Source organism: Pseudomonas sp. AP42 (assembly GCF_001728935.1).
Lineage (GTDB): Bacteria > Pseudomonadota > Gammaproteobacteria > Pseudomonadales > Pseudomonadaceae > Aquipseudomonas > Aquipseudomonas lactis.
This window is the reverse complement of sequence record NZ_LYSO01000001.1, coordinates 56,391-70,706: the sequence shown is the minus strand read 5'-3', so window position 1 is coordinate 70,706 and position 14,316 is coordinate 56,391. Positions and strand designations below refer to the sequence as shown.

Here is a 14,316-nt window from a genome sequence, read left to right as displayed (position 1 = left end):
GTGGGAGCGGGCTTGCTCGCGAATGCATTCTGACAGTCACTCAATTTATTGACTGGTCTAGCGCATTCGCGAGCAAGCCCGCTCCCACAGTTTGAATAGCGGCGTATCAGTTAAGCGCCGCAGCCCCCACTCTTTGGGCCTTGCGACGGCTCGCCACCACCAACCCCGCCAAGACCACCAGCAAGCTCAGAACCCCGGTGGCGATGATCTCGACCCGGTGCGCTTCCTGGAACAGCATGATGGTCAACGTACCGACGATAAACACCATTACCGCGTACGTCAGGCCTGGGAACAGCCACATCTTGAAGACGATCTTCTCGCCCGCCGCCGTACGCTTCTGGCGCATGCGCAGCTGCGACACGGCAATCACCAGGTACACCAACAACGCGATGGCGCCAGAGCTGGCCAGCAGGAATTCGAACACCGCCGCCGGGGCGACGTAGTTAGCGAATACCGCCAGGAACGCAGCACCGGTAGACAGCAACACCGCCCAGTAAGGCGTGCCGCTCTTGTTGGTACGCTTGGCCACGGCCGGTGCGTCACCGCGACGGCCCAGGGAGAACAGCATGCGCGACGCGGTGTACAGCGCCGAGTTGAGGCAGCTGGTCACGGCAACCAGCACCACCAGGTCGACAATCAGCTTGGCGTTCGGAATGCCCATGCGTTCCAGCACAGTCTGGTAGGAACCTACGGCCGCCAGGGTCGGATCGTTCCAAGGCACCAGGGATACCACGATGAAGATCGACAACAGGTAGAACAAACCAATCCGCCAGATCACCGAATTGGTGGCCTTGGTGATTTGCTGGCCTGGGTTCTTCGATTCGGCGGCGGCGATGGTGACAATTTCGGTGCCCATGAACGAGAACATAGTGGTCAGGATCGCTGCCAATACCGCGCCCATGCCGTTGGGCATGAACCCTTGGGTATCGAACAGGTGCGAAACACCGCTGACCTGGCTGGTAGGCAAGAAGCCGAAGATCGCGGCGAGGCCGAGGATCACAAAGCCGACGATCGCAACGACCTTGATCAATGCAAACCAGAACTCGAATTCACCGTAGTTTTTCACGCTGAACAGGTTGGTTGCGGTGAGCAACAAGGTAATCACCAGGGTGAACACCCAGATCGCCACGTCGGGGAACCAGGCGTGCAGGATGGTCGCCGCCGCGTTGGCTTCCAGCGGAATCACCAGCACCCAGAACCACCAGTACAGCCAGCCGATGGTGAAACCGGCCCAGTGGCCGATGGCCCGGTCGGCATAGGTAGAGAACGAACCGGTATCCGGTGACGCAACGGCCATCTCGGCCAGCATGCGCATCACCAAGACCACCAGCGTGCCGGCGGCTGCATAAGCCAACAGTACAGCCGGGCCGGCAGCAGCGATCGCATGGCCGGAGCCGACAAACAAACCGGCGCCGATGACACCGGCAATCGACAGCATGGTGACGTGACGCGGTTTGAGCCCCTGTTCGAGGTCATTGGAGCTTTGCGTACTACTCATTGACACACCTTTGCGAGGAATTGCGAAAACGGTTCGCCCGGCTTGTAGCCTTTCTCGTGAAAAGAATCCAACAGGGCGTTCTTTATTTTTTACGCAAGATTTGCGCCAAAATATTTCAGAGCCACAGTTGACGGGGGCTGTAGGACAATTCACCACCCATCGCAAGTCATTGAGAACAATGGCATTCCGCTATAGCGTTACCGTGCGACTCACATTCACGGCGCACCGACGCACCAAAAACACACACAAAAAGTACGTGACGCCCCATAAGCGGGCTGATATGGACCGTTTGCCGGGTTAACCCTTCCAACACCCGGCCAAAGCTGGCACCATCGCGCCCTTTTTTACGCGAAGCCTGTGGATCTTTCCGGGTCAAACGTCTGTAGGTTGTTGATGGCGCGACACACTGCTGCGCCGATGCGACACCCTGCCGCAGGCCACCGGTTAACCGTCCGCAGCGCTGTTGGCTGTCGTCCAAACGCTATGCTAGCTTGGCGCCTCGCCAGGAAGGCGGCCCAACAGCGAAGATCGCAACGAACACAATGAGGACCGCACATGGCCCAGGCCACGCCCGCGCTTGAAATCCGCAACTTGCATAAACGCTATGGTGAGCTTGAGGTACTCAAAGGTATCTCGCTGACCGCTCGCGACGGCGATGTGATCTCGATCCTGGGTTCCTCCGGTTCCGGCAAGTCCACCTTCCTGCGCTGCATCAACCTGCTGGAAAACCCGCATCAGGGCCAGATCCTGGTGGCCGGCGAAGAACTCAAGCTCAAGGCCGCGAAAAACGGCGAACTGATGGCAGCCGACGGCAAGCAGATCAACCGCCTGCGCAGCGAAATCGGATTTGTGTTTCAAAACTTTAACCTATGGCCGCACATGACCATCCTCGACAACATCATCGAGGCCCCTCGCCGCGTGCTCGGCCAGAGCAAGGCCGAAGCAATAGAAGTGGCCGAGGCCCTGCTGGCCAAGGTTGGGATCGCCGACAAGCGCCACGCCTACCCTGCCCAGCTCTCTGGCGGCCAACAACAACGCGCGGCGATTGCGCGTACCCTGGCGATGCAGCCCAAGGTCATTCTGTTCGACGAGCCGACTTCTGCGCTTGACCCGGAAATGGTCCAGGAAGTACTTAATGTGATCCGCGCACTGGCCGAAGAAGGCCGCACCATGTTGCTGGTCACCCACGAAATGGGCTTCGCCCGTCAGGTATCCAGCGAAGTGGTGTTTTTGCACCAGGGCCTGGTCGAGGAGCAAGGATCGCCACAGCAGGTATTTGAAAACCCGCTTTCGGCGCGCTGCAAACAATTCATGTCCAGCAACCGCTAACGGAGCAACATGCATGCAGAACTATAAAAAATTCCTTCTGGCCGCGGCCGTCTCGATGGCGTTCAGCGCCACAGCCATGGCAGAAACCTTGAAGATGGGGATCGAAGCGGCCTACCCGCCATTCAACAATAAAGACGCCAGCGGCAACGTTGTCGGCTTCGACAAAGACATCGGCGACGCCCTGTGCGCCAAGATGAAAGTCGAGAAGTGCGAAGTGTATGTGTCCGACTGGGACGGCATCATCCCGGCCCTGAACGCCAAGAAGTTCGACTTCCTGGTGTCCTCGCTGTCGATCACCGACGAACGCAAGCAGGCAGTGGACTTCACCGACCCGTACTACTCCAACAAGCTGCAGTTCATTGCGCCCAAGACCACCGACTTCAAGACCGATAAAGCTTATCTCGGCGGCAAGACCATCGGTGCCCAACGCGCAACCCTGGCCGGTACCTGGCTGGACGACCGCAATATGGAAGACGACTACAACGTCAAGATCACCCTGTACGACACCCAGGAAAACGCCTACCTCGACCTGACCTCCGGCCGTGTCGATGGCATCCTGGCGGATAAGTACGTGCAGTATGAGTGGCTCAAAAGCGAAGCCGGCTCCAAATATGAATTCAAAGGTGAACCTGTTGTAGAAAGCGACAAGATCGGTATCGCCGTACGCAAGGGCGACCCGCTGCGCGAGCGCCTGAACAAAGCCCTGGCAGAGATCAAGGCAGACGGCACCTACAAAAAGATCAACGACAAGTACTTCCCGTTCAGCATCGAATGATCTGAACGGCCTGCCCGACGCGCTTTTGTGAGCGCGTCGGCTTTTAGCAATGCCTGCCGCGATATGAAAACACCATGAATTTCGATCTCTACGGATTCGGCCCGGCCCTCGCCGCCGGCGCGCTGATGACCGTCAAACTGGCGCTCACGGCCCTGTGCCTGGGGCTGCTGCTCGGCCTTGCCGGCGCCTTGGCCAAGACTTCCCCGTACAAGCCACTGCAATGGCTGGGCGGCGCGTATTCGACCATCGTTCGCGGTATTCCCGAGCTGCTGTGGGTGCTGCTGATTTACTTCGGCACCGTCAACCTGATGCGTGCGCTCGGTGAGTTCTTCGGCAACCCCGACCTGTCGCTGAGTGCCTTTGCCGCCGGCGTCATCGCCCTGGGCCTGTGCTTCGGCGCCTACGCCACCGAAGTGTTCCGCGGCGCGATCCTCGCCATTCCCAAGGGCCACCGCGAAGCCGGCGTGGCGTTGGGGCTGTCGAAGTTTCGGATTTTCACCCGGCTGATCATGCCGCAGATGTGGCGTATCGCCCTACCGGGCCTGGGCAACCTGTTCATGATCCTGATGAAAGACACCGCGCTGGTGTCGGTGATCGGCCTGGAAGAAATCATGCGCCACGCGCAGATCGGCGTGACCGTGACCAAGCAACCGTTCACCTTCTTCATGGTCGCCGCATTCATGTACCTGGGCCTGACCGTACTGGCGATGACCAGCATGCACTTTCTGGAAAAACGCGCCGCCCGCGGCTTTGCAAGGAGCACCCAATGAGCGGCGACTACAGTTGGTTATCGCACTTTGACCTGGGCCTGAACTGGGCCGTGATCATCAAGTGGCTGCCGAAGTTGGCCCAGGGCGCCACACTGACCCTGGAGCTGGTGGCAATCGCCGTGATCGCCGGCCTGCTGCTGGCGATCCCACTGGGCATCGCCCGCTCTTCGCGCCGCTGGTACGTGAGCGCCCTGCCCTATGGCTATATTTTCTTCTTCCGTGGCACACCGCTGCTGGTGCAGTTGTTTTTGGTGTATTACGGCCTGGCGCAGTTCGATGCCGTGCGCAACAGCTTCATGTGGCCGTACCTGCGAGACCCGTTCTGGTGCGCCACAGCCACCATGACCCTGCACACCGCCGCCTACATTGCCGAGATCCTGCGCGGCGCGATCCAGGCCATACCGCCTGGCGAAATCGAAGCGGCGCGCGCCCTGGGCATGTCCAAGCCCAAGACGCTGTTCTACATCATCCTGCCCCGCGCCTCGCGCATCGGCCTGCCGGCCTACAGCAACGAAGTGATCCTGATGCTCAAGGCCAGCGCCCTGGCCAGCACCGTGACCCTGCTGGAACTGACCGGCATGGCGCGCACCATCATTGCCCGCACCTACCTGCCGGTCGAGATCTTCTTCGCCGCCGGGCTGTTCTACCTGCTGATGGCCTACGTGCTGGTGCGCGGCTTCAAACTGCTGGAAAAATGGCTGCGCGTCGATGCGTGCCAAGGACGTTGAGGCACGCTTCCAGGAGCTGGATGCATTCCTGACTGAACACCAAGGGCTGTGGCGACCACGGCCCTTTACCCAGTTACAGTTGCCCTGGGAAACCGAGCACCCTGCGTTATCCCAATGGCTGCGCCAGCGTTCATTGGCCGAGGCCGAAGCCAGTCACAACCAACCTCACCACCTGCCCGCGCCCGCCCCTTTTCCACAGCTGGCCGCTCACGCGCTGCGCCTCGGCACTGTGGATAAGTTGCCCACACACACCCTTGAACCCGCTCGCCATCGCCTGAATGTCGACGTGCCCGGGCGCAAATGGCAACAGATCGAAGCCTTCGGCGCCGCGCTGACCTTTACCCAAACGCCTGCCCACTGGCTGGACTGGTGCGCCGGCAAAGGCCACCTAGGCCGCCGCCTGCTGCAACCCGGCCAACATCTGACCTGCCTGGAATACGACCCCGCCCTGATCGCCTCCGGCCAAGCCTTGAGTGATCGCCACGGCCTGCCCGCAACCCATCATCTCCAAGACGTGATGGCGGATGTAGCGATCCAGCCTGAACACACCCCCGTCGCCCTGCATGCCTGCGGCGACTTGCACGTGCGCCTGCTGCAACTGGCCAGCGCCGTCGGTTGCAAACAACTGGCCCTGGCGCCCTGCTGCTACAACCGCATCACCGCCGACAGTTATCAGGCCCTCTCCGCCGCCGGGCGCGCCTCCCTGCTACAACTGTCGATTGACGACCTCGGCCTGCCCCTGAGCGAAACCGTCACCGCCGGCAACCGCGTACGCCAACAACGAGACACCTCCATGGCCCGACGCTTGGGCTTTGACCAACTGCAACGTCAACTGCGTGGCTGCGACGACTACCTGCCAACACCCTCCCTGCCCGCCAGTTGGCTAGATAAACCCTTTGCCGACTATTGCCAGGAACTGGCAAGCCTCAAGGGCTTATCCACAGGCGAACAGGACTGGCAGGCCCTGGAAGCCCACGGCTGGCAGCGCCTGGCCGAGGTGCGCAACCTGGAACTCGTGAGAGGCTTGTTTCGACGTCCATTGGAACTGTGGTTGGTGCTGGATCGGGCGCTGTTTATGGTGGACCAGGGCTACAACGTCGAGGTAGGCAGCTTCTGCGAACCGTCGTTGACTCCTCGCAACTTGATGGTACTGGCCGAGCGCCAATAAAGGGCAAAAAATCCTACACGCGACCTGTGGATAACTCTGTTGATGAATTCTTTACAGAGGCCGTAGATACCGGCCCTTCACACCAAAAGCCAATCTGGTCATTTTTTGTTCACAAAATAAAGTGCACACAAAACAGGCAGTTGCAGCGTGTTGAAAACTGCTGCACAAAATGGCTGTTTCGTGACAGCTATTACCAACCGATTGTGCATAAGCATCTGGCGCCACGCGCATAACGGGCGCCTTATGCGCGCTGTTTTGGCGTGTTCGGCAACGAGTATCAGGTTAGGAGGGAGGTCTGCCCAAGCGATGCTTGAACCTATCGGCGTTCGTCTGCTGCCTGGAGCTGGACCCGAACTATGCAAGTCCTTTTCAACCTGTGAAAACACAGGGAAAACGCCCTAATCGAGAGAAACTTCCGATTTTGCAAAAATAGTCAGAATTCAGGGGTTTACAGAACCTTTCCAATCGCTATAATCGTCGCCCTAACACGCCGGTATAGCTCAGTTGGTAGAGCAACTGACTTGTAATCAGTAGGTCCCGGGTTCGACTCCTGGTGCCGGCACCATCCAAGGTTCCAGAGAAGGCTTTCAAAATCTCTGGAACCCCCGAAAAACCCGCCTTCTGGCGGGTTTTTTCGTTTTGGCGTTCCATCGGTTTCCGTCAGAAACTGCTGGATTCCAACCGTTTTAAGGGTAGAGTTTGGGATACAGGTCACTTCGATAAAAGGGAGTACCCTTATGTCGCGCACCACAGCTCCGCTCTCCGACGCAGCTTGCCGCTTGGCAAAACCTACAGACCGCGCCTACAAGCTTTTCGACGGCGATGGCCTCTACCTCTTAGTCCAACCCAATGGCCGCAAAGGCTGGCGGCTCCGTTACGTCAAACCTGACGGACGCGAAGGACTGACCTCGTTCGGCAACTACCCCGTCATTGGCCTCGCCGATGCGCGCCGCAAGCGCTTGGAAGTTAAGCGAATGCTGGCGGATGGCGTTGATCCCATAGAGACCAAGCACCAAGCCAAGGCCGAAGCCGTAATCAAAGGCAGAACCTTTGAAAGCGTTGCGCTCGACTGGCATACGGAAATGTCGGCCAAGTGGGCACCAGGCCATTCCAAGACTGTGATGAGCCGCCTCAAAACCCACGTGTTCCCGCTGATCGGCGCCCGCGCCATTGTCGACCTCGACACCCATGACCTCATGCAGCCCTTGGAAGCGATCAAGAAGCGCGGAACGATAGACGTAGCTTTAAGGGTACAAAACTACCTGCAGAGCATCATGCGCGAGGCAAAACGCCTCCGGCTTATCACCGCAAACCCTGCTTACGACCTCGAAGGCTCGATCAAAGCCCCGCGGGTGGTACATCGCCCCGCTCTACCCTTATCGCGACTGCCTGAACTACAGGAGCGGATCGACACCTATAAAGGCCGCGCACTTACCCGCCTGACGGTGATGCTATCGCTGCATGTGTTTGTACGATCCAGCGAACTGCGTTTCGCCCGCTGGAGCGAGTTCGACCTCAAGCGCGGCACCTGGGAGATACCGGACACTCGACCCGCGTTGGAGGGAGTACCCTTTTCCACAAGGGGTACGAAGATGGCAGGGGATATCCATTTAGTACCCTTATCGCCGCAAGCTGTGGCCTTGCTTGAACAGATCCACGCTCTCACCGGTAAATTCGACCTGGTGTTTGCAGGCGATGCCAAGCCCTGGAAACCCATGTCCGAAAATACCGTGAACAATGCGTTACGGACGATGGGATATGACACCAAAACCGATATCTGCGGGCATGGATTTCGTTCGATGGCCTGCAGCGCATTGATCGAGTCAGGACTGTGGTCAGAGACCGCCATTGAAAGGCAGATGAGCCACAAGGAACGCAACAACGTCCGCGCCGCTTACATCCACAAGGCCGAGTTCATCGAGGAGCGCAGGCTGATCATGAACTGGTGGAGCCGGTACCTAGAGGCGAACCGTGAAGAGCATGTCACTCCGCATGAGTTCGCCAACCAGATTGGGGCGAATGTAACTCGGATGAAGGTGAAGCGGATCATTGATTGAGTCCGTCCGCCCTTAGATCCCTGAGGCAATCCCGCTATGGGAAGATGCCTAAGACCTCAGGGGTCAAGATCTGAAGCCCAATTCCCGACAACAGACTTGTACCCAGCAAGAAGAGAGCTACTTTCAACACCAAGCGAATACCACCGCCGAACCCTTTATGACGCAACAAGTAACTGGCAACAATCTTCCGGTAAGCATCACCGTGGCTAAACGCATAGGCGATCGCTACCGCGAAGACAAACCATGCAGCGCGCTCAGGATGAGGCATCGTGATTATGGTCAACGCCAAACCAACACAAACAAAACCAATGCTATTCACTTTCTTGAAATAGCTCTTGGCGATGGCTTCATCTTCATCGTCCAGAAAGAAATTCGGTCTCATTGATATGCTCCTTTTGAGATCACAGTGCCGATCACCATGTCATCCAGTCACAGATTAAGAACTCTCCTTGACCGTTTCCACCCGAAGCAGGCGCATTTCTCCCGCAAATCGACAGAAGCATGTCACTCCACACGAATTCGCGAACCAGACCGGAGCTAACGTCACTCGCCTAAAAGTAAAACGTGGCGCAAGCAAGTAAGCGTTCGGTCTTCATATCTCAGTGATCCGCTTGTCCACGCGGGTCCATCCAAACAGGGCTGCAAAGCCGCCCTGTTTGGATGGACCTCACTTAAAAAATCTAAAGCCCACGCAACTGTCTGTAGAAAACCACAGATTTCCACCGGTGGATAATTTCATCCACAGCCGCAGACCTCCCGAAAATTGGAGTCTTGACCCGAATTATCCACAGGCGTAGAAAAGATCGGGCAAAGCGCTGTCGTTGACAGCAACCCAGGTAGCCAGAACCTTTAAGGCTACGCCACACCGTGGTGGTTCTCCCAAAGTGCGATTAGCGTCCGGCGGCTCGCACGGTCACTCACCGAGTGATGGATGCCAACTTCATATCATTGCCATTGCGGCAAATACATCACCCTACCCAGCTGCTCTGCAGCAACCTATCCGCTTGGCCATTTCACTGCGCCAACCTGCGCCCGTCTCTTTCTTCCGGAAAGAGACGGGCGCTCCTACCGCTGCTGCAGCCCAACTCGTACAAGGCTTTGCGGCATTCCCCCTCGTGACAATCGGCGTGACAAACACCGAAATCACCAGCAACAGCGATGCAGATGATGGTGCCGCAGCCCACGGAATGGACTGCACCTGACTGACAGTCAGGCACGCCCCGGTCATCGCTTCACTGCCTTCATCCGACTCAGGATCTCGCGGCATTGGTCTCGTCAGCCAGTGCAGCCTCCACCCGCCCACTTCTTCAGAGGTGTTCAGGAGGCCAGGTCATGAGATGCCCAAGCTCCCGGTCGTAAAGAGCCGCCAGTCCCGCGTTAGTGGACAACCCTCACAGGTCGCAGGGGCCTTGATCCCTGATAACACTCAACATTCTTGGCGGGATGACGTGGGGAAGGTTTTAAAAGTTTTGGCTTCAAGAGGAGTTCGATCATGGCACTGGTGGGCAGGCGAGATGGCCGCAATTTTGGGTATGGTCGGCAACTGAGCTATGCCGGGCCGCAAGCGCTGAAAGACATGTTCGGCGGCGGGCACTACGTGACCGTTAAAGCGCACAGTGATCGCTGGCAGGCTTTTGTGCGCTGGTGTCGCTCAGACGACGGACCAGGACTCAACGATGCGCGGCAGATAGATCGGCAGATCTTGTCGGATTACGCGGCGCATCTGCGTCACTTGGTCGAGCGCGGCGACCTCGTGATCGCCACCGCACAAAATCGATTGTCCAGCGTCAACCGGACCATGGCAGCGCTTCGCGGTGATCAGTACGTGAAAGTGCCGAGTCCGAGCAAGACATTAGGTATGCAGCGCACTGGGATTCGTCACTCGGTGCCGCAGGGCCAAGATCGCGAACAGGTTAAGCAGATTGTCGATGCGCTTTGCAGACATCATCAAGTACGGTCAGCAGCGATCATTCTATTGGCACGATCCACCGGCATGCGCTTGCGTGAGGCCATCTTGGCTGACCTGCCACGACTAAGTCGTCAAGCTAAAGACTTAGACAAGATCAACATTCAGGACGGCACCAAAGGCGGCCGCACCGGAGCATCAGCACCCCGTTGGATTACGGTGGACGAGCGCATTCGAGGCGCGCTTGAGTTTGCACAGCAGGTATCGCCCGCAGGTAGTCGCAACCTGATTGCGCCAAGCGAAAATTATTTGAATGTTCTGCAGGAAGTCGTCCGACCTGCACGTGACATTCTTCATGCATCCAACCTCAAAGGCTTTCATGAGCTCCGGGCGGCGTACGCGTGCGAACGCTATGAGCAGATCACCCAGCATCGCGCACCAATCAACGGAGGTAAATGTAGCCTGGTAGATCGGTGCCTTGATCGTGAGGCACGGAGGCAAATCAGCTATGAGCTCGGGCACGGTCGGATCGATGTGGTCGGCGCCTACATTGGGAGACACACATGAGTAAGTCATTCGATATGGAACTGTTCTTGGCTGGCGTGCTGACCGGATCGCATGCGACCCGGCAACGTCATTTACGTCAGGCGAAGCTAATCCAAACGGAAATTGCAAAGCGTTGGCAGCGAGAGACGCCTTGGGCTTGGCAGAGAAAGCATGTGGCTTGGTTTCTCGAACATCGCATGAGCCAGCGCAGTGAGGCGGCGCGGTATTACTACCTGCTGACGATCCGGCTGCTCGCTCGACGCTTAGAAACATCATGGATTTTCAATCTCTGAATCGGACCTGGTCTTGATAGTCACGGCCGACAGCAATCGGCCATAAGCGGCTATCGTGCGCACACCAAGACGTGCGGGGCTACACCATCTCGATGCAGCTCATCTTGGGACATACCATGCATGTCTTATGCATCATAAGACCAGTGCGTCCAGTAGTGCCCGGGCTTGATCAGAGCGGCGAAGGTGCTCTCGCATGACACCGCCGCCACTTGGGCAGCCTCTCGCCGCCTGGCGATTATGATCTCGGCTACCTCATTGAACGTTGAATCCAGGCCGTGCTCCCACACCCACGCTCTGAGCTCCGAATAGATTTGGCGATGGTAGCTGTCGAAGCTACACCAATGCTGACCAATGTCGAACGGGTACTGATCGCTGTCTTGCTGGCGGAGTACAAAATCCTGGAACCAGCGTGCGGCTCCGTAGGAGTCGTCCAGAAGGATGTGTCGGTGCTAATCGCAAAGTGACTGTGGCTTCCCGCGAGTGGGGTGCCTTGCCAGCCTAGACTACGGAAGCATGTCGCCCCCGTGTCATTAGGGGGAAGGACATAGCCCTCCCCTAATGAAACCATCACTCCACCTTGGGAGCGGGAGCGTCTGGGTAAAACGCTTCAAACGTATCGCGAGGAAACAGTGATCGGATCTTCAGCAGAGCATTCGCAAGATACTGAGTCTTCTCAGCCGCAGAGTAGTCACTGCTGTATCGGCCAGAGAAGAAATTGACAACCCAGCCGTCTTTGATGCGACGTATCTCTCCTGCAATTCGTGCAGCCTGCATCCCCGTCATGCTCGGGTGCCCTAGCTCAGCCGGCTTAGGAATGTCTTCGGCGAGAAATAGCACACCATCCTTGCCAATCGCCCAAATAAGCTTTCGCGTGAAGCTTGGGTCTTCAGCCACATCTTTGTACGCCTCATGAATTTCACTGAGGGGTATCTGTTGGGGATCCCAAAATCGCTTCGCGGTCGGATTGGTACCCTTGCCGTCCCGTGAAACTTCGTTATTTTTAATATGGTTAGGCGCTCTCAACGTTCCATACATGCTGTTGAGGTGGCTTTCATAGTCATCCCGGCGGCGCTTGAGCGCTCGAGTGAAGGCAGAGAAAAAGTGTTGATCGTCGAGCCCCCCAACCTTTAGCTCCAGGCCCTTGAATCCTCCAAGCATGGCATCAGCGTAGATCGGATCATGTATATAAATGCCCGAAACGGCGTTGCCCAATGGAATATCCGTAGCGTCGAGCAATACACGAAACGCAGGCTCGCCATCCCAGAAAAAGTCGATCTGCCATTGCAGGCGGGCAAGATGGCCGTTTAAGAACGCGAGCTTGTCTTCTCTCCAGCGAACGATCAAGGACTCATCTAACTCCCATTCGCCCAAGCGGTCGCCCGGCTTGCGATGAGTCACATGCGTTCGCACATCATCACGGGCTTCGGCAATCGAGGCCAGTTTTATGTGAAAGCTAACCTTGGGCGCCTTGACCTTAATCAGAGGGCATACCTCTGATACCAGGAAGCCGTCGATCTGCTCGGCGATCCGAATTGCCGTGCCATGAGCGTAGATGAAAGGCAACCGAGTCTTTCTATCGGCTGGAATGATGGAGATGTCAGGCACGATCACTTCGTGCGGTTCGACCCATGTCGAGGCATCAGGCTCTCGAATCGACATCGCCAAGCCCCAGCGCTCCTCCATCCCCTCAGGCGTGTTCTCTTTAAGGATGTCTTTAAGCATAACCATTTGAGCACGAGCGTATGGCCCAAGGCGGTCATCATGGACATAGACCCATTTATTGCCATCTCGGAAATCGTAACCGAGGGCGGTGATGGCATGCCCAGCTTTGACAAACTCTCCGGATTCGTCGGGTTTCAGGCCAAACACGGTACCCGTCAAAATTACTGGCAAGTCGCTGTCGATGTGCGCGGCCAAGTATTCCTGGAAAAATTCTTGGCTGGATTTCTGCAGGTTACTGTTGTGGTAACGCAGACCTTCGACATCCAACGTTCGCTGAATCTGCTTATTGCTAAGCTCTTTGTTTGGGAAACCGTTGGTTGATCCGTCCACAAAATTCAAAGCAGCGGTGGTGATCTCACTGCACGACTTGATGTCTTTGCCCCCTCGGCTTGGCAGGCCATGAAGGGCCATCCAAATCGCAGTGGTAGCGCATGCAGCAACAACCTTGTCCTGCTCTTGGAAGGCGATTGAGTCGACGGTGAGCTTCAGGCCGAAGAGGTTAACCTCGTAGCGCTTGTCAATTTTCTTCTTGCCCGGCCCTCTGTCACCACTTACCCGCAGGCAGGTTTTACCCACGAATGTTCGCGTTAGTGGCTTGATCACCATGAAACCGAGGTAATGTTTCTGCAGGGACTCCAGAGTCAGCTTCAATTCTGGCTCGTCTGCAAAAACCACATCCGAGTCCCCTACCAGCAGCGCGTCGAGCTGCTTGTGCGTCAGGTCGCAGTTGAAGAAATGCAACCTAGCGCACTTATAACCATCGTTGCCGAAACGCCCCAAGTAGAAACGCGAGTAATCTTCTAGGAAGTCTCGGTCTATGTACTGATGCTCAAGCAAAATGCTACCGACAGTCTTCTTGTCTTCCGGGAGCTCCGGCATGAACGACTTGAGGTAGTTGTAGATGTACTTGATCTGGCGCTTTTCGAAGATGTCAGCGTGGTCGTAGGCAAACGGCTCATGGATCAACGCTGCCAGCGTCGCTTCCTCGAAGCTGGTAATGAGGTATGGGGTCATTGTGATCGCGCAAAAAAAAGCAGCCCATCAGGCTGCTTTTATATGAAGAGATTTATCAGAGGCTACAGGTCTTGGCCAGCAGAGCCGGAGTCACTTCTTGAGCCGTGAAATGAGGAGCCAGACGCTTGTTGGTGTTAACCATACGCTCACGCGCAGCCCGTAGGCTCTCTGCATGCGTGCCATTGCGAGTGCGTGCTTCTTCAATCAGACGCTCAAGAGTCATCGCTCTATCCTCTAAAATACAGGTTCCACCTAAAACAAGTAGTACCCAATGCGCGACCACAGACTTCGAACAATCGAAGCTCGCGTGGTACTCGAGACGCTCACCAAGGAGGCGCGGATTATCAATCCTCGCCATCTCTCACTACAAGCAACCATCTCACCAGCCGACAAGCGGCAATAGGACTGTAGTTCAGACCGAGCGAAATCTCCAAGGTTCATGAAAAAACAGTTCCAGAGGTGGTAACGAGCAGTGCCCACAAGGGCGATCTGCTCACGCAGATCTTGCTT

At 56.9% G+C, this 14,316-nt stretch carries 11 protein-coding genes and 1 tRNA gene; 9 read left to right on the top strand and 3 right to left on the bottom strand.

The genetic code is table 11. The features are described from left to right. Nucleotides 1–106 precede the first annotated feature (106 nt). Complete coding sequence (gabP, locus tag A7K61_RS00325) at nt 107–1,498, bottom strand: GABA permease (RefSeq protein WP_003187762.1); 1,392 nt, start codon at nt 1,496–1,498, stop codon at nt 107–109. A gap of 555 nt (nt 1,499–2,053) precedes the next feature. Between gabP and A7K61_RS00320 the strand changes: the two genes are divergently transcribed. The 7 genes from A7K61_RS00320 to A7K61_RS00290 all read left to right on the top strand — a co-directional run bounded on the left by A7K61_RS00320 (nt 2,054) and on the right by A7K61_RS00290 (nt 8,325). Beyond that, nucleotides 2,054–2,827 carry an ABC transporter ATP-binding protein gene (locus tag A7K61_RS00320; protein WP_044270596.1) on the top strand — a complete coding sequence of 258 codons (774 nt, stop codon included), beginning with the start codon at nt 2,054–2,056 and terminating at the stop codon, nt 2,825–2,827. 13 nt (nt 2,828–2,840) lie between these two features. Then, complete coding sequence (locus tag A7K61_RS00315) at nt 2,841–3,602, top strand: transporter substrate-binding domain-containing protein (protein ID WP_047712361.1); 762 nt, start codon at nt 2,841–2,843, stop codon at nt 3,600–3,602. 74 nt (nt 3,603–3,676) lie between these two features. After that, the gene (locus tag A7K61_RS00310; RefSeq protein WP_044270592.1) at nt 3,677–4,372 is read left to right on the top strand and encodes an ABC transporter permease; all 696 of its coding nucleotides are present in this window, start codon (nt 3,677–3,679) and stop codon (nt 4,370–4,372) included. Nucleotides 4,373–4,410: 38 nt separating this feature from the next. Further along, on the top strand, nt 4,411–5,100 hold the full coding sequence (locus A7K61_RS00305) for an ABC transporter permease (RefSeq protein WP_032803763.1): 690 nt from the start codon (nt 4,411–4,413) through the stop codon (nt 5,098–5,100). Continuing rightward, nucleotides 5,081–6,268, top strand: a complete 1,188-nt coding sequence (locus tag A7K61_RS00300; protein WP_069556690.1) for a methyltransferase — start codon at nt 5,081–5,083, stop codon at nt 6,266–6,268. The genes A7K61_RS00305 and A7K61_RS00300 overlap by 20 nt, the downstream gene beginning before the upstream one ends. A 489-nt stretch (nt 6,269–6,757) precedes the next feature. After that, a tRNA-Thr gene (locus tag A7K61_RS00295) sits at nt 6,758–6,833 on the top strand. Nucleotides 6,834–7,005: 172 nt separating this feature from the next. After that, complete coding sequence (locus A7K61_RS00290) at nt 7,006–8,325, top strand: integrase arm-type DNA-binding domain-containing protein (protein ID WP_069556689.1); 1,320 nt, start codon at nt 7,006–7,008, stop codon at nt 8,323–8,325. Between the two features lie 34 nt (nt 8,326–8,359). Here the strand turns inward: A7K61_RS00290 and A7K61_RS00285 are convergent, their stop codons facing one another. Next, a complete protein-coding gene (locus tag A7K61_RS00285; protein ID WP_063427819.1) occupies nt 8,360–8,707 on the bottom strand; it encodes a hypothetical protein in 348 nt (115 codons plus the stop codon). A gap of 1,110 nt (nt 8,708–9,817) precedes the next feature. On the opposite strand from A7K61_RS00285, the gene A7K61_RS00280 reads away from it, so the two are divergent. Then, nucleotides 9,818–10,798: an integrase domain-containing protein gene (locus A7K61_RS00280; protein WP_069556688.1), complete on the top strand. Its 981-nt coding sequence runs from the start codon at nt 9,818–9,820 to the stop codon at nt 10,796–10,798. Beyond that, nucleotides 10,795–11,070 (top strand): hypothetical protein, encoded by a 276-nt coding sequence (locus A7K61_RS00275; protein ID WP_010567876.1) that lies wholly within the window; start codon nt 10,795–10,797, stop codon nt 11,068–11,070. The genes A7K61_RS00280 and A7K61_RS00275 overlap by 4 nt, the downstream gene beginning before the upstream one ends. 567 nt (nt 11,071–11,637) lie before the next feature. Here the strand turns inward: A7K61_RS00275 and A7K61_RS00270 are convergent. Beyond that, a complete protein-coding gene (locus A7K61_RS00270; RefSeq protein WP_069556687.1) occupies nt 11,638–13,806 on the bottom strand; it encodes a hypothetical protein in 2,169 nt (722 codons plus the stop codon). Nucleotides 13,807–14,316: the final 510 nt, after the last annotated feature.

What these genes read in the sequence shown, in the direction of transcription:
- gabP (WP_003187762.1), bottom strand. Translation starts at nt 1,498, where the DNA reads ATGAGTAGTACGCAAAGCTCCAATGACCTCGAACAGGGGCTCAAACCG.
- A7K61_RS00320 (WP_044270596.1), top strand. Translation starts at nt 2,054, where the DNA reads ATGGCCCAGGCCACGCCCGCGCTTGAAATCCGCAACTTGCATAAACGC.
- A7K61_RS00315 (WP_047712361.1), top strand. Translation starts at nt 2,841, where the DNA reads ATGCAGAACTATAAAAAATTCCTTCTGGCCGCGGCCGTCTCGATGGCG.
- A7K61_RS00310 (WP_044270592.1), top strand. Translation starts at nt 3,677, where the DNA reads ATGAATTTCGATCTCTACGGATTCGGCCCGGCCCTCGCCGCCGGCGCG.
- A7K61_RS00300 (WP_069556690.1), top strand. Translation starts at nt 5,081, where the DNA reads ATGCGTGCCAAGGACGTTGAGGCACGCTTCCAGGAGCTGGATGCATTC.
- A7K61_RS00290 (WP_069556689.1), top strand. Translation starts at nt 7,006, where the DNA reads ATGTCGCGCACCACAGCTCCGCTCTCCGACGCAGCTTGCCGCTTGGCA.
- A7K61_RS00285 (WP_063427819.1), bottom strand. Translation starts at nt 8,707, where the DNA reads ATGAGACCGAATTTCTTTCTGGACGATGAAGATGAAGCCATCGCCAAG.
- A7K61_RS00280 (WP_069556688.1), top strand. Translation starts at nt 9,818, where the DNA reads ATGGCACTGGTGGGCAGGCGAGATGGCCGCAATTTTGGGTATGGTCGG.
- A7K61_RS00275 (WP_010567876.1), top strand. Translation starts at nt 10,795, where the DNA reads ATGAGTAAGTCATTCGATATGGAACTGTTCTTGGCTGGCGTGCTGACC.
- A7K61_RS00270 (WP_069556687.1), bottom strand. Translation starts at nt 13,806, where the DNA reads ATGACCCCATACCTCATTACCAGCTTCGAGGAAGCGACGCTGGCAGCG.